Consider the following 20708-nt stretch of genomic DNA (forward strand, 5'->3'; position numbering starts at 1 on the left):
AATGCTTGAAAAGTTTGACATTGGCGTCACCCCTTTTCAAGGGGATTTAGCCAAGACCACCTTTGAGTAAGCCGTACATTTGTACATAAGATCATTGGAAGAAACCTCCTATTTCCAATCACCTCTTTTCCTCGACCGTCCCCTGTATTCTTACTTCAACTAAACCTGTCTCATTTTTTATATACAAATATAGGAAATATTTCGTTGAAGTGCCTTTTTTCTATTGGTACAATCATGATAGATGACATATCAGTCGTATGGTCTTCTATAGTCCTTAGATGGGGGAGTTCCATGTATAGTATCACGATCATTCTATTCTTATTTTTAACCTTATCAGTGATTGCCTATTCTCTTCTAAGAAAAAAACAGATTATAGATGAGCCGCCCAATAGATTTGCTGCAAGTCTGTTTATCTTCCTGCTCTTTTTTTCTATCTGCTTTGTGATTTCGGTTCCAAGTGTATTGCTATACATCACTGTTTTAGGCGTGAATTTTCTTTTTGGAGAAACCATCACGTATGATTCGTATTTTTCTTTGATCTCTTTCTCTTTGTTCGTGAGTGTTATCGTCGTTTTTTGGTCACCTGTTCTTCTATTCATAGGAAAAGGACTTGCTTATCTCCTTAAACTTCCTGTATGGCTCACTTATGCTTTGGAATGGGTGAGTTCTTGGATCGTTTTACATCTCTCTATCAAGTATGTCCTTTACTTAAACTTAATGAATGTATCGATAGGGGATGACGGCGTATTGATTTTATCATTCTTTGTCAGTTTTTTATTTATTGAGATTGATCTCGTTTACTCACGTAAAAAACGAAAACAATCGTTGGACACATATACTTAGCATAAAAAAAGCTCCTAGATTTCTTTCTAGGAGCTTTCAAACGTTCATTCGGGAGTTGTCCATTTTGCGATAAGCTGCTCTGTTGTCATGACAGTCGCAAATTCATCATGCAGGGTGGCAAGTGAGAGCCGGTGGATCGTATCTGGGTCAAAATATGTACCGTTTTGATCTGTTAGTCCAAAGGCGGCTGTTGCATCTGAGATCAGATACGTATCAAAGCCAAGATTTCCGCTCATCCTTGTGGTTGTTGATACGCAGTGAGGTGTTGTGAGTCCTGCAATTACGACCGTGTCAATCTGATTTGACCTTAGTTGTTCCTCCAAGCTTGTCCCTATAAAGCTGCTGTTGACTTTCTTTTGTATCACTGTTTCTTCCTCTAGCGGTTTAGCCATATCTTTGAAAAGGTGCCCTTCATTTGCTGGATGAAATACAGAGTCCGGATTGTCGGATGTATGCTGAATATGAATCACTTTCCAGCCCTTCTCTCTCCAAAACGTCAATAGCCGGCTAATATTCTCCTCTGCCTCTAGATTATTGCGTTCTCCCCATTTTTCATGCTCGAATGCCTTTTGTACATCGACAATAATGAAAGCCTTTTGATTCGTTTTCACAAACGCCCACCTCCGAAAAAATTCCCGTTCACTACATGTAGTGTAAGGAATGGTGGACGTTTTGTACATGTTTTTATTCAGCTATGTACGATGGTCTGTTTCTGTATCATCGTTTTGCCACCCTTTTCAATATCTCTAACTGCCATATGCCAGTTGACATCAAAAAAGACAGCATATGCCGCTGTCTTTTCGTTTTTTTAATTCGTATTCTGTCCTCCGCCGTTCAGTCCTTCTTTAATATACCCTTTCACTTGGCTTGAGGTTAATAGACCGATATGGCCAACACCATGGATCAGAACGTTTCTTGCGCCAATTAAACGAGAGAGGCTATTGACGACGATGAGATCAGCTGAGCTGTAGACAGATGTGTAAAGAATTTTTTGATTTGGATCTGTGCCTGGTAATGCTCTGCTTGAAACGAGTCCGTTTGCTCCACCAATTGTGACAACGTTTTCAATTTTATCGCCGCCATCTAGATTCTTAATATAGTATAATGTGTTCGCTCCGCCCATACTATGAGCCACAATATCTACTTTTTTGGCACCCGTTTTGTCTAACACATCTTTGACGAATCTGGATAGACGCGGACCATTGTTGCGGTTATTTCCTGTTTTGTCTATGAAATCGATAGCATATAATTGGTTTCGATCCCAGCCTTGTGTGGCCAAATAACTTTTAATAGAAAAAAAGTTATAAGAGGCACCGCCAATGCCGTGTACCATCACAACCGGATTATGCTCAGCCGCCTTCACCTCTTTCGGCTGGATAAAAGCCATTGAACCAATCACCAATGCAAGCGCAATGAGAATTTGCAAACTCCTTTTCTTAACAAACATCACTTTCATTCCCCCTTATTCATCTTATACGACTCTATTTTATACAAGAAAAATATGTCAGAAAAGTGAACAAGGTAATGTTTATGAGATGATTTTACAAAAATATAAATAATCAAAAAGCACCTTGGACTTTTTTAAATTCAAACAAAAAGACTACGAGACCTTCTTTCTTTCATATATAATATCAATAGACTAAGGAGGTTCTACTAGATGCTATTTACTCAAACACCTGCACCACCCTATTATGCCGTGATTTTCACATCAAAACGAACAAATGTCGAACAGAAACAATACGATGCGGCTGCTCAAAAAATGGAAGAATTAGCGAAGGATCTAGATGGATTTCTTGGAATAGAAAGTGTACGAGATGAACATGGTGTTGGAATCACTGTCTCTTACTGGGATTCATTAGAAGCCATCAAAGAATGGAAAGCACATACAGCACATCAGCGTGTTCAAAAAAAGGGGAAAAAAGATTGGTATGAATCCTATACAACCCGAATTTGTAAGGTAGAACATGCTTATACAAACAAAGATTCACACCTTGAACAAGAAGCAGACGAATGAGCTACTTCTACATAAAAAAGAAAAACACCTCAATGTATACGAACATTTGAGGTGCTTTTCCATGATGCTTACTGTTTCATACTTTATTTATAAGTCACGAGGAAGTATTTCTTTTTCCCTCTTCTTAAAACAGTAAATTGATTTTCAATTCGGTCGTCAGCGGAAAGAACATAATCTTTATCTGTTTGTCTCTCTCCGTTAATGGAGACAGCACCATTTGTGATATCTTCACGTGCTTGACGCTTTGATGGAGACAGCTTTGATTCCACAAGGATATCGACTAGTGTTAATTCTTCTGTGCTGCTTTTCTCCATTGATGGAACATCCTTAAAGCCTACTTTCACTTCTTCAGCTGTAAGAGATTTGATCTCACCTTTAAATAGCGCATTTGAGATGTTAACAGCCTGTTCTAGTGATTCACGGCCATGTACAAGTGTTGTCACTTCCTCTGCTAGACGGCGCTGTGCTTCACGCTTTTCAGGTGCTGTTTGCACTTTTTCTTCGTACGATGCGATCTCTTCTTTTGATAAGAACGTAAAGTATTTTAAGTATTTCACGACATCACGGTCATCTGTGTTGATCCAGAATTGGTAGAACTCGTATGGAGACGTTTTTTCTTTATCTAACCAGATGGCGCCGCCTTCTGTTTTACCAAACTTTGTGCCGTCTGCTTTTGTGACAAGCGGCATCGTCAGACCAAATGCTTTTGCCCCTTCTGCTTCAGACTTACGGATTAGCTCAAGTCCAGATGTGATATTTCCCCACTGGTCACTTCCGCCAATTTGAAGCTTACAATTTTCATTTCTGTAAAGGTTTAAGAAGTCTAAAGACTGCAGGATGACGTAGCTGAATTCTGTGTAAGAAATCCCTGTTTCGATACGTGAGCTCACGATATCTTTTGCCAGCATGAAGTTTACACCGAAGTTCTTTCCAATATCACGAAGGAACGTGATGACATTCATTTGGCTGATCCAGTCGTAGTTATTCACGATGACGGCTGGATTCTCGCCTGCTTCAAAATCAAGAAATTGAGACAGCTGTCCTTTGATTTTTTCTGACCACTGTTCGACGATTTCTGCTGGATTTAGTGAACGTTCCGCTTTTTTGAAGCTAGGGTCGCCGATTAGTCCAGTTGCGCCGCCAACAAGAGCAATCGGATGATGACCTGCTTCTTGGAATCTGCGTAATGTTAAAATTGGCAATAGATGACCAATGTGTAAGCTGTCAGCTGTCGGATCAAAGCCGGAGTATAGTTTGATTTTTTCTTCTGCTAATAATTTTGTTAAACCTTCTTCATCTGTTTGCTGCTGAATTAATCCTCTGAACGATAGCTCTTCCATCAATTGACTCATTTTCAAATCTCCTTTTTTTACAATTCAACAAAAAAACGCCCCTTCGAATGAACGAAGGGACGATATATATCGCGGTACCACCCTGCTTAAAAGACAAAAAATCTCGTCTTTTCACTTACACTGATAACGGACAGATCCGTTCTTTCACTAATCAGGGCATGCTCCTTTTCGTAAAAGCGGTTCGTGAGGGTAATTCGAATATCTCTTTGTACTGACTCGCACCATCCGTCAGCTCTCTTCAACAGGGAAAGATCATTCTACTGAATCTCAGTCAAAACCTTTTCATATTCAACTAATGTCATTTTTAACACACTTTTGATATCAAGTCAACTGATGAAAAAATTTAATCTTCCATTGTCGAAAGGTCGCCAGCAGGTAAATTCAGCTCCCACGCCTTTAGCACACGTCTCATAATTTTTCCGCTTCTCGTTTTCGGCAGTTTGTCTTTAAACTCAATTTCTCGCGGTGCCGCATGTGCTGCGAGTCCTTTTTTCACAAATGTACGAATCTCTTCTTTCAGCTCATCTGTCGGCTCATATCCGCTTCTAAGCGCTATAAATGCTTTAATAATTTCACCGCGGACCGGATCTGGCTTTCCAATGACACCAGCCTCCGCAATAGCTGGATGTTCGACCAGTTTACTTTCCACCTCAAATGGTCCGACCCGCTCTCCTGACGTCATGATGACATCATCGACACGTCCCTGGAACCAAAAGTATCCGTCTTCGTCCATATAAGCTGAATCTCCTGAAACATACCAATCTCCCGGCATAAAGTAAGATTCATATTTTTCAGGATTGTTCCAGATCGTATGCATCATAGAAGGCCAGCCTTTTTTAATCGCAAGGTTGCCCATCCGGTATGGCGGAAGTTCATTTCCTGCATTATCGACAATTGCCGCTTCTACGCCTGGAATTGGTTTTCCCATCGAGCCTGGCTTGATGTCCATGCATGGATAATTACAAATCAGCTGGGCACCGGTTTCTGTCATCCACCAAGTGTCGTGAATTCGCTTGCCAAAAACAGCATCTCCCCAGCGGATGACTTCTGGATTAAGCGGCTCTCCCACACTTAAAACATGACGGAGCGAGCTGAGGTCATATTTTTGAATGAGATCATCCCCTGCCCCCATGAGCATTCTAAAGGCGGTCGGGGCACTGTACCAAACGGTTACACCGAGTGATTCAATGGTTTCATACCACGTATCAGGATTAAACCGGCCGCCTAAAATCACATTCGTCGCCCCATTTAACCACGGTGAAAAAATACCGTACACTGTGCCTGTAACCCAGCCTGGATCAGCTGTACACCAGTAAACGTCATCTTCTTTCAAGTCAAGCACCCATTTACCAGTCTGGCCTTGCTGGACCATTGCACCATGGACATGAAGCACACCTTTTGGCGTACCAGTAGATCCTGATGTGTAATGAAGCAGGAAGCCGTCTTTTTCATCCATCCATTCAATCTCAAGCTCCTTTGCTGCCTCCTCAAACGCCTTTTCATAGTGAATTGTCCGCACACCATCGACGTCTTCGTTTTCACCGCCGACAATGACGACAGATTCAAGCTTCGGAAGCTCTGCAAATGGAATTCGCTCGAGCAGATCAGGTGTTGTCACGATTACCTTTGCCTCACTATTCTCTAAACGGTCTTTGACAGCACCTTCCATAAATGCCTCAAATAACGGGCCAACGATCGCTCCAATTTTAACTGCACCAAGCAGAAGAAAATAGAGCTCAGGTGATCTTGGCATAAAGATAAACACGCGATCCCCTTTTTCTACATGTGCCTTTTCTCTGAATAGATTTCCCGCTTTATTTGTGTTGATTTTCATATCCCTGAACGTATACTTTTCATCCCGCTGTGAATCTTTGTAGTGAAGCGCCACCTTGTTCTGACGAAACGAGTCCGCATGTCTGTCAATCGCTTCATAGGCTGCATTTATTTTTCCTGTTTCATACCAGGAGAAGTTTTTTCTAGCTTCCTCCCATGAAAAATCTTTGTATGCCTGCTCATAATCATTTAAATGATAATCCCCTTTTACTGATGGTAGCGTTTCCAATTTCATCAAACAGTCCCCCTTTGCATACGTTTACAATGACCATTATAGTATAGATGACTTTTTTTCTCAATTTTTAAAAAACTTCTAATGAAACCGTTTTAATTATTGCAAGATTTAAGATAGAATAGAGACGACTCACTAGAATTAGGGGCGGTGGATACGTGGAGCATCCTAAAACTTATTATTCAAAAACCATTGAGCGAGAAACAGGTTCCATCCTGATTGAAGGACCGGTACCTGCATCAGAGCTTGCGAACTATACGTTTCATGAAGGACTAACGGCATTTCGCACGCCTGAGGAACAGAAACAAGCACTTGTTGAAATAGCAGATCTTCCAGAAGGACGTATTATCATTGCAAGAGCGAATGAGCTTGTCGTAGGCTATGTCACGTATTTGTATCCTGATCCACTTGAGCGCTGGTCAGAGGGCAAAATGGATAATTTAATTGAGCTTGGCGCGATTGAGGTCGCTCCTCCATTTAGAGGATGCTCACTTGGCAAGCATTTGCTTGATGTGAGCATGATGGATGAGCAAATGGAGAATTACATCATCATTACAACTGAATATTACTGGCATTGGGATTTAAAGGGGACAAAGAAAAACGTTTGGGAGTACCGCAAAATGATGGAGAAAATGATGAACGCAGGCGGTCTTGTCTGGTTTGCAACAGACGAGCCAGAGATTAGCTCACATCCAGCCAATTGTTTAATGGCCAGAATTGGGAAACATGTGAGTCCTGATTCGATCGAGCGTTTCGATCGTCTTCGCTTCCATCAGCGCTTTATGTATTAACGTTCAATTCGTTTTTTTGGCAAAGGGGATTGGTAAACAATGATGATTGAACAAATTATGGAGCGTGATGTGATCACGCTGCGAAAAACCGATACGATTGAAGAGGCCATTCAAAAAATGAGTGCACACCACATCCGGCATATTCCGATCGTATCTGATCAAGGATCTGTCATTGGGATGGTGACAGATCGGGATATTAAAAATGCCAGTCCAAGTATTTTTGAAACAGAGAAAAGGAAGCTCTTTATTCAGCGGCCGGTAGAAGAGATCATGGTATTAGAGACGATCACGGCTCACCCGCTTGATTTCGTTGAGGAGATATCAAGTGTCTTTTTTGAGCACGGAATTGGCTGTCTTCCAGTGGTGAGACGCGGCAAGCTTGTAGGCATTATCACAAAAACAGATCTGCTTCGTACGTTTGTAAGACTGACAGGTGCAGATCAGCCTGGGTCGCACTTAGAGGTTGAAGTCGAGCAAATGACAGAAGGCCTCGCAGACATTACGGCCATTTTAAAGGAGCAGCATATTCAATTGCTGAGTGTGCTTGTGTACCCGCATGCCAATGAGGCATCTAAAGTACTCGTCTTCCGCCTTCAAACCATTCATGCAGATCATGTAACGAAGCTGATTCGCGCAAAAGGCTATAAAGTGCTCTGGCCTATGGAGCAGACGATCAAATGAAGGAAGCGACCTTTGTTTTTTCACCATCTTTTCAAACGTACCAATTTAACCAAGATCATCCCTTCAATCAGCTTCGGGTCTACTTAACTTATGATCTTCTTCAAAAAATGAAGGCGTTAACAGAGGATGAGATCGTCGCACCGCGTATGGCTACTCTGGAGGAATTAAAGCTCGTCCATACAGCAGATTATATCCAGGCTGTGCAGCGGGCAAGTGAAGGAAAGCTGTCTACAGCAGAGGGTGAACGCTACGGTCTTGGCACTGAGGATACACCAATGTTCGCAGGCATGCATGAGGCGGCATCTCTTCTTGTTGGCGGAACATTAACAGCGGTTGATCAAGTGATGCTCGGTCATTCACAGCATGCCCTCAATCTTGGCGGCGGGCTTCACCACGGATTCAAAGGGCGTGCATCTGGCTTTTGTATTTATAATGACAGCTCTGTGGCGATTCAATATATTCAAAAGACATATGGCGCTAGAATTTTATATATTGATACGGATGCTCATCACGGCGATGGTGTCCAGTTCAGCTTCTATGACGACCCAGAGGTATGTACAGTCTCCATTCATGAAACGGGACGCTACTTGTTCCCTGGAACCGGACAAGTACAGGAAAGAGGCCACGATAAAGGCTATGGCTACGCCTATAATATTCCGCTAGATGCATTTACGGAAGATGAATCGTTCCTCGAAGCATACCGAACAGCAGTGACTGAGATTGCTGCTTTTTTTAAACCAGATGTGATTTTAACGCAAAATGGGGCAGATGCACATTACTATGACCCGTTAACTCATTTATCTGCCACCATGAAAATATATGAAGAAATTCCTAGACTTGCTCATGAGCTTGCGCATCAATATTGTGACGGCAAGTGGATCGCTGTTGGCGGAGGAGGATATGATATTTGGCGCGTCGTTCCAAGAGCGTGGAGCCGCATTTGGCTTGAGATGAAAGGCATTACACCGCCAGATGAGCTCCCTCAGGACTGGATTCAGGCATGGAATAAGCAATCGCCTGTTACCCTTCCACCTACATGGAAAGATCCTGACGATTTATATCCACCGATCCCAAGAAAAGCAGAAATCACAGAAAAAAATGCTCAAACAGTAGAAAAAGCACTTATGCCTGTTAGAAGAGAAAAGAAAAAGGCATGAAAAAAGCAGGCTTTCCCTCATAAGGTAAGCCTGCTTTTTTTGTTTTATTTTGTTGATTGTCTTTCTTCAATTCTGTGCGGAAGCTCAACAATTTGATCGTCCACTTGTTCTTTGTTCATCAGTTTTGTGAGCAGTCGCATGGCAACAGCACCAATATCATATGTCGGCTGAACAACTGTTGTCAGCTGAGGACGCACCATGAGAGAAAGTCTTGTATTATCAAAGCCAATCACTTCTAAATCTTCAGGAATGGAGACTCCTCTGTCTTGTGCTCCGTGAATGACACCTAGCGCCATTTCATCTGTAGCTGCGATAACAGCTGTCGGTTTGTCAGACTGCTCAAGCAGATGAGCAAGTGCTTCAATTCCAGAATCATAAGAGTAATCGCCTTCAGCGACAAGTGCATCGTCAAACGCGATACCCGCTTCTTCAAGCGCACGCTTATAACCTGCAAGCTTTCTCACGGAATTAATTGGCTCTGACATTGGACCAGAAACAAACGCAATTCGTTTATGTCCTTTTTCAACTAACAGCTGAACGGAATCATAAATCGCCTGCTCATAGTTGATGTTAACAGATGGTGTTTGAGCCTGTTCTTCAACAGATGCTGCAAGCACAATCGGTACAGGAGAGCGCTTAAATTCTTCCACATGCACATCTGTGATGTTTCCGCCCATAAAGACAATTCCGTCTACTTGTTTGCCAAGCATCGTATTTAACAAATGAAGCTCTTTATCCGTATTTTGATCTGAGTTGCTTAAAATGATGTTGTATTTATACATCGTGGCGATATCTTCAATACCGCGTGCTAATTCTGAATAGAAGATACTAGAAATATCAGGGATGATGACCCCAACTGTCGTTGTTTTTTTACTTGCAAGGCCTCGTGCCACTGCATTTGGACGATAGCCAAGGCGATCAATCGCTTCAAGCACCTTTTTTCTTGTTGTTGGTTTTACGTTTGGATTACCATTTACTACGCGTGATACCGTTGCCATACTTACATTTGCTTCTCTTGCTACATCATATATTGTAACATTATTCACATAAATCACTCCTTCAAATACACTTCATATCTATAGCATTCACCAATTGGATAGAGACATGTCAGATACGAGGAAAATAATATCCTATTTGTCATTAAAACGATGAAAAGAGACACATAATTTTTCAATCTACATCAAAATGACATTCTTTTATGAAATTATACACGTTTTTTTGTCATATGAAAACGTTCCCTTTCTTTTTATAACTAAATTAAACAAACTTTAATCAGCTTGTTACCTGTAATTTGAATCATATTTCATAAAAAATCATCGAGAACGCCAGCTATGACAATGATCTTAGCAGATTCTATCGAATTTTAAAAATGAAAACATTGTGAACAAGCACTTTTTGGACTTGCAATGTGCTTTCTTCCTTTCATTCCCAATCCTCATGGTATTTTTTCCATAAAAAAACCGCCGGGCAGTCATCCGGCGGCTATTTCTATCTATGATTACGCGTGAATGTTGACAAGTGGTCTTAACGCATTTAACCATTTTTCGAATTGTGGAATGTCCATTTGCTGCGCTGAATCAGATAGAGCAACAGATGGATCTGGATGTACTTCTGCCATGACACCGTCTGCTCCAATCGCAAGAGCTGCTTTTGCTGTTGGAAGGAGAAGATCTCTACGTCCAGTTGAATGCGTCACATCAACGAAGACTGGTAAATGTGTCTCTTGTTTCAAGATTGGCACTGCCGAGATATCTAGTGTATTTCTTGTCGCTGTTTCGTATGTGCGGATACCGCGCTCGCAAAGGATGATTTGATCATTTCCTTGGGCGATGATGTATTCAGCTGCATTGATGAATTCTGAAATGGTCGCTGCAAGACCGCGTTTTAAAAGAACTGGTTTCTTCACGGAACCGGCTTCTTTTAATAGTTCGAAGTTTTGCATGTTACGTGCCCCAATTTGGATGACATCGATATGCTCAATCGCTTCTTCAATATGAGCAGGATTGACAATTTCACTAATGACAGCAAGACCGTATTCATCCGCTACACGCTTTAGAATCTTTAGACCATCTACACCAAGTCCTTGGAAATCATATGGACTTGTGCGAGGTTTAAATGCGCCACCGCGAAGTAGTTTTAATCCCTGCTGTTTCGCTGCTGCCGCTACTTCTGCGACTTGCTCGTAGCTTTCAACGGCACATGGTCCAACGATGAAACGCTGCTTTCCATCACCGATCGCTTCCCCATTGATATTCACGATTGTGTTTTCTGGTTTTTTCTTACGAGAAACAAGAAGTGCTTTGCTGTGGTCATCTTCTTGAAGCTCTAGACCTGCTTTGAAAATCTCTTTGAAAATATGTTGAATCGTTGAATTTTCAAATGGCCCATCATTTTCTTCAAGAATTTGGTTCAGCATTGTGCGCTCTCTGACAGGATCATAACGGTTGACACCTTGCGCTTCTTTCGCTTTTCCAATTTCTTTGACAATGTTTCCTCTGTCATTGATCAGTTTTAAGATTTGAAGATTTAGTTCATCTGCTTGCTGCCTCAATTTTTCTAATTCATTGTTGCTCATTTTTGTCATCCTTTCCTCTGCCTGCTCTCGCTTTTTATTTTTTCATTCTTGCATGATAGGGTTTATTATAAACAAAGATTTCGGAATTGTCACGAAAATTTTCTTTATTACCCAAACGCTTTTAAGTGGTAAAGTATCGTATGTAAGATTATAGCATACTTTTTGTTCAAGTAAACCTTTTTTATAAAAAAAACGTCAGCCGCTGCTGACGTTTCTTTCTTTTACAGATTATGTTCAAGCGCTTCTTTTGTAATGCTTGAGTGAGAAGCATGCCATTTTACTTTTCCACCGCTAAAGATGAGTGCCTGCGGACTTTCATGCTTTACTCCAGACTTTTCCGTCACATAGGATGAAAGCTCTCTCGTGTTTTGAATTTGTAAGAAATACGCAGGTACGTCTTCATGTGCAGACGCAAATGCTTCAAACTGTTGAAAAGCCGCTTGGCTGATCGGACATGTCAAACTGTGCTTAAAAAAGACAAAGGTCCCATCTTGATTCGTTAGTTGATCAAACTGTTCTTCTGTTTCAATGAGTTGTTTTGACATGATGTTCTCCTTCTTCACTTCGAGCAGTGAGGGTTAGCCTTTAGTAGATTGTTCTACTTTTTCTTTGACATCCTTGATGCCGTCTTCAATTTCTGATTTTGCTTCTTGTGCTCGTACTTTTGCTTCATCAGCTACATCTGATGCTTCGCTTGCTAAATCAGCTGCCGCATCTTCTGCTTCACTTTTCACATGATTAGCTTTACCAGCAGCACGGTCTTTTATGTCTTTCACTTTGTCTAAAATCTGATTTGACTGCTCTGCTACAAGCTGAGACAATTCAGACGTTTTATCTTTCGCAATCGTCACATATTCAGTGCCTCTTTCTTTTGCATCTGTTGCGAGTCGATCTGTTTTTTCTTTTAAAACATTCGCTTGGGTGTTCAAATCATCGCGAAGCTCTTTCCCTGACTTCGGTGCTAAAAATAATGCTGTTGTTGCACCAACAATTCCACCAATAAGTGTTCCGATCAAAAAGTCTTTGCTATTGATTCCGTCTTTGCTCATGATTATTCCTCCTATGCGAATATGGTTTATTTTTGGTGTTTACGCTGTTTCCATTTTTTATAAATTTCAAGTGCTGCGTTACTCCAGCTAACCACATCCGTCACTTTTTCTTGATTTCTTTCAACGGATGAAGAAACCGCACCAGCTGCCTGCTTTATGCTTGTATTAAATTGGTTGATCGAGCCGCCAATTCCCTGCACCGCATCCACAACTGTGCCTAGTTTTGCCGATTTGTCTTGAATATCTTCAGCAAGCTGATTCGTCTTATGTAGCAACTGTGCTGTCTCTGTGGTGATGCCTTGCATCTGACCTTCAAGACCTTCTAAAGTTGATGCAACATTCTTTAATGTCAGCTGTAAGGATTTTAATGTTTTGGACAAATAGATGACAAGAATGAGGAAAGCAATTGCGATTAGTGCAACGCTTAGATATAGAATAATAATCATCTGATACCTCCTTTGCTGCGGGCATATTCAATTCATTACCCTCTCGTTGTATCATTCAAACATCGCCTAGAATGACCGATTGAATAATAATTCTACACTTATTCGCTAATTCCTGTCCACAGCGAACGAAAAAAAGCGGCACATGTTGACACAATTAGCCCATTTGTCACATTTTATCAAAATAAAAAAAGTGCCGTGTGAAACGGCACTTTTTTAAAGCATTTATACAGCGACTTTTTCATAAGCACGCAAATATTTCTGAATGTCTCCTGCTCCCATAAAGATCAGAATCGCATCTTCGTGCGTTTTCAGCACAGATGTATCTTCTTCCTCAATTAATTGGGCCTGCGGGATTTTTTCTCGTAAATCTTCAATGCTCAGCTTCCCAATGTTTTCTCGGGCTGAACCGAAAATATCACAAAGGTAGACATAGTCGGCTTTCTTTAGACTGTCAGCAAATTCACTTAAGAATTGCTGTGTACGTGTGAACGTATGCGGCTGGAAGACAGCTACAATATCACGGTCCGGATATTTTTGGCGAGCTGCTTCAATCGTGACTTCAATTTCAGTTGGATGATGTGCATAATCGTCAATTAAGACCTGCTCACCGACCACTTTTTCATTAAAGCGTCGTTTCACACCGCCAAATGTCGTTAATGCGCCTTTGATAAGCTCTACATCAATGGACTCATAGTGACATAATGCAATGACAGCTAACGAGTTGAGGACATTATGATTTCCGTAGGCAGGAATGTAGAAGGTATCATAAAACGTATTGCGTACAAATACATCAAATGTAGTGCCTTCCGTATTTTTCACAACATTGCGAGCTTGGAAATCATTTTCTTCGTTGAAACCGTAGTACACAACAGGTACCTTCGCTTGAATCTTTGGCAGATGCTCATCATCACCACAGGCAATAATCGCTTTTTTCACTTGAAGCGCCATGTTTTGAAATGCATCAAACACGTCATCAATATCCGAGAAATAATCAGGGTGATCAAAATCAATATTGGTCATGATCGCATAATCTGGATGATAGCTGAGGAAGTGTCTGCGGTATTCGCATGCTTCAAAGACAAAATACTCGCTGTTTTCTTTCCCCATTCCAGATCCATCACCGATTAAGTACGAAGTAGGTTTGGCTGCCTGCATGACGTGAGCAAGCAGTCCTGTTGTCGATGTTTTTCCATGAGCACCAGTAATCGCAACGTTTGTGAATGAATCCATGTATTCTCCAAGGAATTTATGGTAACGAATGACAGGAATCCCTTCAGAAAGGGCACGTTCAATCTCAGGGTGTGTATCAGGGAATGCATTTCCTGCGATGACCGTCATCCCTGGCTGAATATTATCAGGGTCAAATGGTAGAATTTTAATATTTCGTTCTTCTAATGCTTTTTGTGTAAAGATATGTTTTTCGATATCCGATCCTTGGACAGTATACCCAGTATCATGAAGAATTTGGGCCAGTGGACTCATACCTGTCCCTTTTATTCCAACAAAATGATAAACAGTCATAATTGTACCTCCAACAAACGTCTATCTGACTTACAGTATATGACGCTCATTTCAATTTGCAACTTGTGATTTTTGCCTCTAGCTGATCACAGATCGCAGCTCCAAATAAAGATTTTTTTTCGATCTTCCTATTCTAATCAATATTAACTATGATTAGTATCCGACAACTTTCCCATTTCTAACACCTGTTTCCGCTTATTTTACATAAAAAAGCGTTCTGGCAGACATGCGAAAAGCGTCCAATTACAAAATTGCACCTATGTGCTATCATACCATGTTTACGAAAAAAATGAAGTGGTTTGTTTAGATCAACTGTTCTAAGTCACTCAGCGTCATGAGCACTTCTCTTGGCTTACTGCCTTTCGCACCAGAGATCATGCCCTCGCGCTCCATCATGTCAATCAACCTGGCTGCACGATTGTAGCCAATTCTAAATCTTCGCTGCAAACTTGATGTACTAGCGCTATTCTGCTCGATGGCAAAACGGCAGGCATCCATAAACAATTCATCTTCGTCTGTAATCGCAGAGCCTTGCAGCATTAGTTCCTCCTGTTCAAAAAGGAACACGGGCTTGCGCTGCTTTCTCACATGTGCCACCACTTGATCAATCTCACGGTCTGATACAAAGTTCCCTTGAAGCCTTGTCGGCTTGCCAGAGCCATTTTCTAAGAAGAGCATGTCCCCTTTTCCGAGAAGCTTTTCTGCACCTGCCATGTCAATGATCGTTCTTGAATCCACCTGACTTGAAACAGAAAACGCAATTCTTGTTGGGATATTGGCTTTAATGAGACCTGTAATCACATCCACAGACGGTCTTTGTGTCGCAATCAATAAGTGAATACCGCATGCTCTTGCTTTTTGAGCAATTCGGCAGATGCTTTCTTCAACTTCATTTGGTGCGACCATCATTAAATCAGCCAGCTCATCGATCACCACGACGAGATAAGGCAGTTTTTCACCCATTTGTTTTTCTTTCACAAGCTCATTGAATCGTTTAATTTCTCTCACGCCAGAGTGTGCAAATAGTTCATAGCGTCTTTCCATTTCATCCACTACCCATTTCAGAGCAGCTGTTGCTGTCTTGGCATCGGTAATGACGGGACTCACAAGATGCGGAATGTGATTATACGGCGCTAATTCAACCATTTTAGGGTCAATTAAGAGCATTTTCACTTCATCTGGTGATGCTTTAAACATTAAGCTCACTAAAATCGTATTAATGCACACACTTTTTCCTGAACCAGTTGCTCCAGCAATTAATCCATGCGGCATTTTTTGCAGATCAACCACGACAGGCTGGCCTGAAATATCTAATCCGAGTGCCGCTGTTAAAGGAGATGGATTGTCTCTAAACGCACTGCTTCTGATCATTTCTCTTAAGAACACCATTTTACTGTGCAGGTTTGGCACTTCGATCCCGATTGTGTTCTTTCCTGGAATCGGGGCTTCAATTCGAATATCCTTTGCGGACAAACTAAGTTTAATATCATCTGACAGGTTCGTGATTTTGTTCACTTTGACACCTGGTTCTGGATGTACTTCAAACCTTGTCACAGAAGGGCCCTGTGTGACATGAACCACACTTGCTCTTACATTGAAATTTTTAAGTGTCGCATTGAGCAGCTCAGCCCGCTCTTTCACCCATGTCCCGTCCTCTTCTTTTTGAGCTGGCGGTACGTCTAAAAGGGCGAGGCTTGGAAAAACATATCCTTGTGTATCGGCTGCTTTCTTTTGCCCTTGCACGCGCTGGTCGCTTTTTAACATCATGACATTAAAAGGAACTGTAGAGGTTTGACCGCTTGTGCGTTGTGGCTGCGGAGATGTCTGTTTTGGTTCTTTTTTCTTGACTTCCTGCGTTTGTTCTTGCTGCTCTGTCTGCTCTATAACCGTTTCTGCCGGTTCAGATGCAGTTTTTTCCTCTCTTACTTGTTCTACTGGCATCGCTTGATCTTCTTCAATTTCAGCTTCTTGGACCAGCTGTACTTCCTGCAGGTCATGTTTGACTGGCTCAGCTTCTTCAAATGCTGCCGCTGGCGCTTCTTCTTGTTTGTCTTCTATTGGATCAGCTTCTACTTCTTCCACCGGTTCTGCTGAAATGTTTTCTGTTAACGCCGCTTCTTCTGCTGGAAGGTCTACTTCCATTTCAATCGCTGGCTGCGAAGGTTCCGGTGTTTCGAAGGTCAACGTCTCTATTTCCTCAGTATGCTCTTCAAACTGATCGACAGGCTCGTCCTTTATTTCTTCTTCATCACTAGAAACAGCCTGTTCCGGCTCAGACTCTACCGGCTGCTTCTGATAGACTTCGGCTTGCTGCTTATGTAAATCAGCTTCATGATGATCTTCTGGCTCGTTTTCTTCTGGCTGGATGAAAGGCTCGTCAGTTAAACGTTCCATCGTCGATTGAACATGATCTTGATAAGCGAGTTCCTCTTGTAATGTATGCGGGGTTACTGCTGGCTCCTTATCTGCTCTCTCTTCTGCTGACGCTGAAGCCATTTCCTCGATACGTTTTTCTTTCTGTATTGACGGGATGTTCATTTGCTGTCTGACATTCCGTTCACGCTCTGCCTCTTCTGATAACAGTGTGACACGCTGCGCCGTTTCTTCTGCTGCTTTCCTTTGAACTGAAGCTGTTTCTTCTTTTGCATCTGCCCGTTTTGGACGCATATCCTGATGATAGCCATAGATCGGTGATGGAATTTGCTCTGGCTTGAATGGCTTTTTATTCATATCAGGCTGAAGCGTTTGTTTAGGCTGATAGGTTGTCTGTCTGGTCTTTGACTGGCTTGGTTTGGCGCGTCTTCTCTCCGGCTTCACTCCATCGCGCTGAGGTTCATCTGGAACGAGCGGAAAGCGAAAGTTCCCTTTTGGATATTCATAATACACTTTCGTATCTTCGATTTTTTTATATTCTTTATGCGGTTCAAAAGCTGGCTGCTTTGGTGCAGCTAGATCTTCTTCAGGTCTTGCAGCTTTTTCTTCTTTCTTTTCTTCTCCTAAAAATACACTAAAAAATTTATCTAACCAACTCATCATTTATCACTCACTTTAACTCCCCTTACGTTTTCTTGGGCGATTTTTAGTATACCATTGCTTTTTCATGCAGAAAAGCGAGAAAAGTGCCGCTTTTGCTGTTCATGCTGTCTGTAGATGAAAAAAAGTCACTAAGTACGTACTTAGTGACTTTTGGTATAACACATTCTTCGCTCCTATGTGCCCGTTTATGGGAGGTTACGCTTTAAAGGGTTCGCCAGCTTGATGGCTTCCATCTAAAACAAGAATCCCTTTTTCAGCAGGTGCGTCTGGAAGATCTAACTCTTTCGCTGAACAGATCATGCCGCTTGATGGAACGCCTCTAAGCTCAGCATCTTTGATGACCATACCGCTTGGCATCACTGCACCGACCTTCGCCACCACGACATATTGGCCTTGGTCAACGTTTGGTGCACCGCAAACGATTTGTAAGGTTTCATCGCCCACATCAACTTGACAAATGTTTAATTTATCTGCGTTCGGATGCTTTTCTTTTTCCTTCACATAGCCGACAACAAATTTTGGTGATAGATCCACAGTCAACGTTTCACTGACACCGTTGCGGTTTAAAATTTCATTGATATCTTGAACAATGGTTTCAGAAAGCGGGACAGATCCGTTTTCTTCAATTTTCATGTATGTGGATGCATTGAAGATATTAAAGCCTGTTGTTTCTTTTGTTTCTTGATTGAAGATTCGTACAACATCTCCAAACGTCTCATGACCTACTTCTTCTCTCGTCACATCTTTCAATGAAATAAGGAGTGTGTCGCCTACTCCTTCTGCATTATAAAAAACGTTCATTCTTCAAAATTCCCTTCTACTGCTGTTTTGGTCTGCTTTTTGCAAGTATAAAGATCGGTTCAAGCTTCCCCTCATCATATAAAAATGACAATGCGGTAATCGGAACCGTACCGCTGGCGAAGAAGCTCATCGACATCTGTCCTAAAATATCATAGCCTGAATCATTGCGAACATCAGCAATGATGAATACATCTTGATGGGGAACAGAAATCGCCATTTGTCCTTCTATTTTTTGCGCGTATTCTTGTAATAACGATTCATTTAAAAGTCTGCTGGCGTCATATCCGTCATTTGCACGGAAGAAATAAAACCGGTTGCCTGCCACTTCATCCATTTTCACTACAGTTTCTAGCGAACGGACGTTGAAGCTGGCGGTTTCTCTGATTCGCTCTTTTGTCCAGTTTTCCTTTTGAAGCATCTTTTCATCAATTAATCGGTAGGTGCTTCCAAGATCAAGTGCATAGTAGATTCTCGTTTCTGCTGTATGTTCATCAAACACGAGGGGAATTCCATCACTTGATGCCTCAGGAAAGGAAGTGGAACGAATGACTGGATAGATCTGCTTTTCTTTTCCTGAAATGTGCTGCGCTTCGCCTTTCATCGCACTCAGCGCTTCTTTCACATAATAAACGATCTCATCGATGGTTTCATCAGGCTTTACTTCCCACTTTGCAATAATTGGCGGGAGCTCTAGTGTGATGCCTTTGCCTGTTTGTTTATCTTCAATACGAAGCGTATCTTTTTCCCGGTCAAACTGGTGTGACCAGCTGTCGTTCGTTAGACGGCTTTTGAGTTCATTCGCAAGCTGTCTTGATGTCATTTTTGCCATCGTTTTAGACTCTCCTTTCGTTATTTAGAAAGAGAATCTGTTAAAAATGCTTCAATCTCTTCCTTTGTCTTACGATCTTTGCTGACAAAGCGGTTAATCTCTTGTCCGTTTTTAAAGACTAAAAAGCTTGGAATGCCGTAAATTTCCCACTCTGCGCAAGTATCAATGAACTTGTCTCTATCAACATAGAAGTACTCAAATTCTGGGTAGTTTGCTTCAAGCTCTGGCAAGAATGGCTCAATAAATGTGCAGTCCGGGCACCAGTCAGCTGAAAATAGCAATACCGTTAAGTCTTCTTGAATCACTTTTTGTAATTCTTCGTTTGATTCAATTTTTTTCATGTTTCATTCCTCCAGTTTGTATGGTTAAATCTCCGAATTGTATATAGCCTTTCTTTCTCATCCATTCTGATACTACCAAACTAATCACTGCCGGGCCAACGATATGCAAGAGAGCTATCGCCAAAAATACAGATGGATGAAACCCCATGACGGTCAGGGTCATGAGCTGTCCAACAAGGCCGCTCGTTCCCATTCCCGCTCCTGCCGCATTATTGACCATCCCAAAGCCAATAATACCAATTGGCGCGAGAATGAGACCAGCAATCGTCGGCGGAATCAGAATGAGGGGATTTTTCACAATGTTCGAAAGCTGCAATTTTGACGTTCCAATGCCGACAGCCGCAAGACCGCCAAAGCGATTTTCTCTAAAGCCTGCAGCAGCAAAGCCAACCATTTGAGCACAGCAGCCAATCGTTGCAGCACCAGCAGCTGTTCCGCTTAAGTCAAGCATAAGCGCAAGTGCAGCACTTGAGATTGGAGAACTGAGGGCAAGTCCAACAATGGTCGCTACTAGCATGCCCATGATCAGCGGGCTTTGGTCTGTCCCCCACATGATGAGCCTGCCGAGCCCTGTCATCATGGCTTCAATCCCAGGTCCGATGAAAGCAGCGGTGAAAAAGCCAGTGATAATGGTGACAAGCGGCGTTAAAATAATATCAATTCTTGTCTCACCACTGACCAGCTTGCCGAGTTCCACACCAATTAATGCTGCGGCAAAGCTTCCAGCAGGCCCCCCAAGCTCTGCTCCAGCGGCACCTGAGACAACACTTGCAAAAATGATTAATGGAGAAGCATTTAAGCGATAAGCAACTGCTACGCCAATTGCCGGTCCCATCAGACCCATAGCAAGCGTACCCATTTTCACAATGAGAGAAAGTGATAACAGACCGCCTGCTGTTTTTAAAATCAGACCTACCACTAATGTAGCAAATAGACCTAAAGCCATATAAGAAAGTGCATCAATGAAATACACCTTTGGCGAAAGGGAGATCCCCTTTCTTTTCAAATAAGTCATCAACGTCGTCTTCCTGCTTTCTCATAGGAAAGACGAAGAGGCCTGTCCTTCCCATTATATGTAGTATTCTTACGATGAAAAATAGTCTCTACCATGAATATCATAATCATATTTTTTTTGCTTTATCAAGCACTTCTTGTGTAACATGAAAAGAAACAGGACAAACCTTTACTAAGTTTGTACAAAAGGAGG

20 protein-coding genes and 1 other annotated feature are annotated in these 20708 nt (G+C 41.9%); of the genes, 5 read left to right on the top strand and 15 right to left on the bottom strand.

Going from position 1 to position 20708, the window contains the following annotated elements:
• Positions 1 to 291 precede the first annotated feature (291 nt).
• Entirely contained in the window at positions 292 to 843 is a 552-nt protein-coding gene (locus EV579_RS09340; protein ID WP_133744309.1) for a hypothetical protein, read from the top strand.
• Between the two features lie 44 nt (positions 844 to 887).
• Here EV579_RS09340 and EV579_RS09345 read toward each other — a convergent pair whose 3' ends face one another.
• Positions 888 to 1454, bottom strand: coding sequence for a cysteine hydrolase family protein (locus EV579_RS09345; protein ID WP_133744310.1), 567 nt, complete (start codon positions 1452 to 1454; stop codon positions 888 to 890).
• 197 nt (positions 1455 to 1651) lie between these two features.
• Complete coding sequence (locus tag EV579_RS09350; RefSeq protein ID WP_024424844.1) at positions 1652 to 2293, bottom strand: esterase/lipase family protein; 642 nt, start codon at positions 2291 to 2293, stop codon at positions 1652 to 1654.
• 207 nt (positions 2294 to 2500) lie between these two features.
• Between EV579_RS09350 and EV579_RS09355 the strand changes: the two genes are divergently transcribed.
• Positions 2501 to 2857 carry an antibiotic biosynthesis monooxygenase family protein gene (locus EV579_RS09355; RefSeq protein WP_122631869.1) on the top strand — a complete coding sequence of 119 codons (357 nt, stop codon included), beginning with the start codon at positions 2501 to 2503 and terminating at the stop codon, positions 2855 to 2857.
• A gap of 83 nt (positions 2858 to 2940) precedes the next feature.
• Here the strand turns inward: EV579_RS09355 and tyrS are convergent, their stop codons facing one another.
• Complete coding sequence (gene tyrS, locus EV579_RS09360; protein ID WP_024424846.1) at positions 2941 to 4209, bottom strand: tyrosine--tRNA ligase; 1269 nt, start codon at positions 4207 to 4209, stop codon at positions 2941 to 2943.
• 52 nt (positions 4210 to 4261) lie between these two features.
• Positions 4262 to 4493, bottom strand: a binding site (T-box leader).
• A gap of 59 nt (positions 4494 to 4552) precedes the next feature.
• On the bottom strand, positions 4553 to 6277 hold the full coding sequence (gene acsA, locus EV579_RS09365) for an acetate--CoA ligase (RefSeq protein ID WP_024426174.1): 1725 nt from the start codon (positions 6275 to 6277) through the stop codon (positions 4553 to 4555).
• Between the two features lie 155 nt (positions 6278 to 6432).
• On the opposite strand from acsA, the gene EV579_RS09370 reads away from it, so the two are divergent.
• Genes EV579_RS09370 through EV579_RS09380 form a run of 3 tightly spaced genes read left to right on the top strand, consistent with a single transcriptional unit; the run spans position 6433 to position 8903 of the window.
• Positions 6433 to 7065: a GNAT family N-acetyltransferase gene (locus EV579_RS09370; protein WP_024424848.1), complete on the top strand. Its 633-nt coding sequence runs from the start codon at positions 6433 to 6435 to the stop codon at positions 7063 to 7065.
• Between the two features lie 39 nt (positions 7066 to 7104).
• Positions 7105 to 7746, top strand: a complete 642-nt coding sequence (locus EV579_RS09375; RefSeq protein WP_024424849.1) for a CBS and ACT domain-containing protein — start codon at positions 7105 to 7107, stop codon at positions 7744 to 7746.
• Positions 7743 to 8903 (top strand): acetoin utilization protein AcuC, encoded by a 1161-nt coding sequence (locus EV579_RS09380; RefSeq protein ID WP_024424850.1) that lies wholly within the window; start codon positions 7743 to 7745, stop codon positions 8901 to 8903. The genes EV579_RS09375 and EV579_RS09380 overlap by 4 nt, the downstream gene beginning before the upstream one ends.
• A gap of 44 nt (positions 8904 to 8947) precedes the next feature.
• On the opposite strand, the gene ccpA is transcribed toward EV579_RS09380, so the two are convergent.
• From ccpA to EV579_RS09435, 11 genes are all read right to left on the bottom strand, one after another.
• Complete coding sequence (ccpA, locus tag EV579_RS09385) at positions 8948 to 9949, bottom strand: catabolite control protein A (protein ID WP_024424851.1); 1002 nt, start codon at positions 9947 to 9949, stop codon at positions 8948 to 8950.
• Between the two features lie 452 nt (positions 9950 to 10401).
• Positions 10402 to 11478, bottom strand: a complete 1077-nt coding sequence (locus EV579_RS09390; protein ID WP_133744311.1) for a bifunctional 3-deoxy-7-phosphoheptulonate synthase/chorismate mutase — start codon at positions 11476 to 11478, stop codon at positions 10402 to 10404.
• A 221-nt stretch (positions 11479 to 11699) separates the two neighbouring features.
• A complete protein-coding gene (ytxJ, locus tag EV579_RS09395) occupies positions 11700 to 12023 on the bottom strand; it encodes a bacillithiol system redox-active protein YtxJ (RefSeq protein ID WP_024424853.1) in 324 nt (107 codons plus the stop codon).
• A gap of 33 nt (positions 12024 to 12056) precedes the next feature.
• Positions 12057 to 12527: a YtxH domain-containing protein gene (locus EV579_RS09400; protein ID WP_060697648.1), complete on the bottom strand. Its 471-nt coding sequence runs from the start codon at positions 12525 to 12527 to the stop codon at positions 12057 to 12059.
• Between the two features lie 26 nt (positions 12528 to 12553).
• The gene (locus EV579_RS09405) at positions 12554 to 12973 is read right to left on the bottom strand and encodes a DUF948 domain-containing protein (RefSeq protein ID WP_012010919.1); all 420 of its coding nucleotides are present in this window, start codon (positions 12971 to 12973) and stop codon (positions 12554 to 12556) included.
• A 222-nt stretch (positions 12974 to 13195) separates the two neighbouring features.
• Positions 13196 to 14494, bottom strand: coding sequence for a UDP-N-acetylmuramate--L-alanine ligase (murC, locus tag EV579_RS09410; protein ID WP_025092288.1), 1299 nt, complete (start codon positions 14492 to 14494; stop codon positions 13196 to 13198).
• A gap of 303 nt (positions 14495 to 14797) precedes the next feature.
• Positions 14798 to 17530, bottom strand: a complete 2733-nt coding sequence (locus EV579_RS09415) for a DNA translocase FtsK (RefSeq protein ID WP_133744312.1) — start codon at positions 17528 to 17530, stop codon at positions 14798 to 14800.
• A gap of 195 nt (positions 17531 to 17725) precedes the next feature.
• Positions 17726 to 18331 (bottom strand): YtpR family tRNA-binding protein, encoded by a 606-nt coding sequence (ytpR, locus tag EV579_RS09420; RefSeq protein ID WP_024424858.1) that lies wholly within the window; start codon positions 18329 to 18331, stop codon positions 17726 to 17728.
• A 16-nt stretch (positions 18332 to 18347) separates the two neighbouring features.
• Positions 18348 to 19160, bottom strand: coding sequence for a DUF1444 domain-containing protein (locus EV579_RS09425; protein WP_024426180.1), 813 nt, complete (start codon positions 19158 to 19160; stop codon positions 18348 to 18350).
• 20 nt (positions 19161 to 19180) lie between these two features.
• Complete coding sequence (locus tag EV579_RS09430; RefSeq protein ID WP_024424860.1) at positions 19181 to 19501, bottom strand: thioredoxin family protein; 321 nt, start codon at positions 19499 to 19501, stop codon at positions 19181 to 19183.
• The gene (locus EV579_RS09435; protein WP_024426181.1) at positions 19488 to 20516 is read right to left on the bottom strand and encodes a PTS sugar transporter subunit IIC; all 1029 of its coding nucleotides are present in this window, start codon (positions 20514 to 20516) and stop codon (positions 19488 to 19490) included. Before EV579_RS09435 ends, EV579_RS09430 begins: the two co-directional genes overlap by 14 nt.
• Positions 20517 to 20708: the final 192 nt, after the last annotated feature.

The organism is Bacillus sp. BK450, assembly GCF_004364885.1.
Taxonomy (GTDB): Bacteria; Bacillota; Bacilli; order Bacillales; family Bacillaceae; genus Bacillus; species Bacillus safensis.

Bases quoted from the DNA above. Each gene is read 5' to 3' on its own strand.
- murC (WP_025092288.1), bottom strand. From the start codon at position 14,494: ATGACTGTTTATCATTTTGTTGGAATAAAAGGGACAGGTATGAGTCCA.
- EV579_RS09355 (WP_122631869.1), top strand. From the start codon at position 2,501: ATGCTATTTACTCAAACACCTGCACCACCCTATTATGCCGTGATTTTC.
- tyrS (WP_024424846.1), bottom strand. From the start codon at position 4,209: ATGAGTCAATTGATGGAAGAGCTATCGTTCAGAGGATTAATTCAGCAG.
- acsA (WP_024426174.1), bottom strand. From the start codon at position 6,277: ATGAAATTGGAAACGCTACCATCAGTAAAAGGGGATTATCATTTAAAT.
- EV579_RS09340 (WP_133744309.1), top strand. From the start codon at position 292: ATGTATAGTATCACGATCATTCTATTCTTATTTTTAACCTTATCAGTG.
- ytxJ (WP_024424853.1), bottom strand. From the start codon at position 12,023: ATGTCAAAACAACTCATTGAAACAGAAGAACAGTTTGATCAACTAACG.
- EV579_RS09425 (WP_024426180.1), bottom strand. From the start codon at position 19,160: ATGGCAAAAATGACATCAAGACAGCTTGCGAATGAACTCAAAAGCCGT.
- EV579_RS09435 (WP_024426181.1), bottom strand. From the start codon at position 20,516: ATGACTTATTTGAAAAGAAAGGGGATCTCCCTTTCGCCAAAGGTGTAT.
- EV579_RS09400 (WP_060697648.1), bottom strand. From the start codon at position 12,527: ATGAGCAAAGACGGAATCAATAGCAAAGACTTTTTGATCGGAACACTT.
- EV579_RS09415 (WP_133744312.1), bottom strand. From the start codon at position 17,530: ATGATGAGTTGGTTAGATAAATTTTTTAGTGTATTTTTAGGAGAAGAA.
- EV579_RS09430 (WP_024424860.1), bottom strand. From the start codon at position 19,501: ATGAAAAAAATTGAATCAAACGAAGAATTACAAAAAGTGATTCAAGAA.
- ytpR (WP_024424858.1), bottom strand. From the start codon at position 18,331: ATGAACGTTTTTTATAATGCAGAAGGAGTAGGCGACACACTCCTTATT.
- EV579_RS09375 (WP_024424849.1), top strand. From the start codon at position 7,105: ATGATGATTGAACAAATTATGGAGCGTGATGTGATCACGCTGCGAAAA.
- EV579_RS09380 (WP_024424850.1), top strand. From the start codon at position 7,743: ATGAAGGAAGCGACCTTTGTTTTTTCACCATCTTTTCAAACGTACCAA.
- EV579_RS09405 (WP_012010919.1), bottom strand. From the start codon at position 12,973: ATGATTATTATTCTATATCTAAGCGTTGCACTAATCGCAATTGCTTTC.
- EV579_RS09390 (WP_133744311.1), bottom strand. From the start codon at position 11,478: ATGAGCAACAATGAATTAGAAAAATTGAGGCAGCAAGCAGATGAACTA.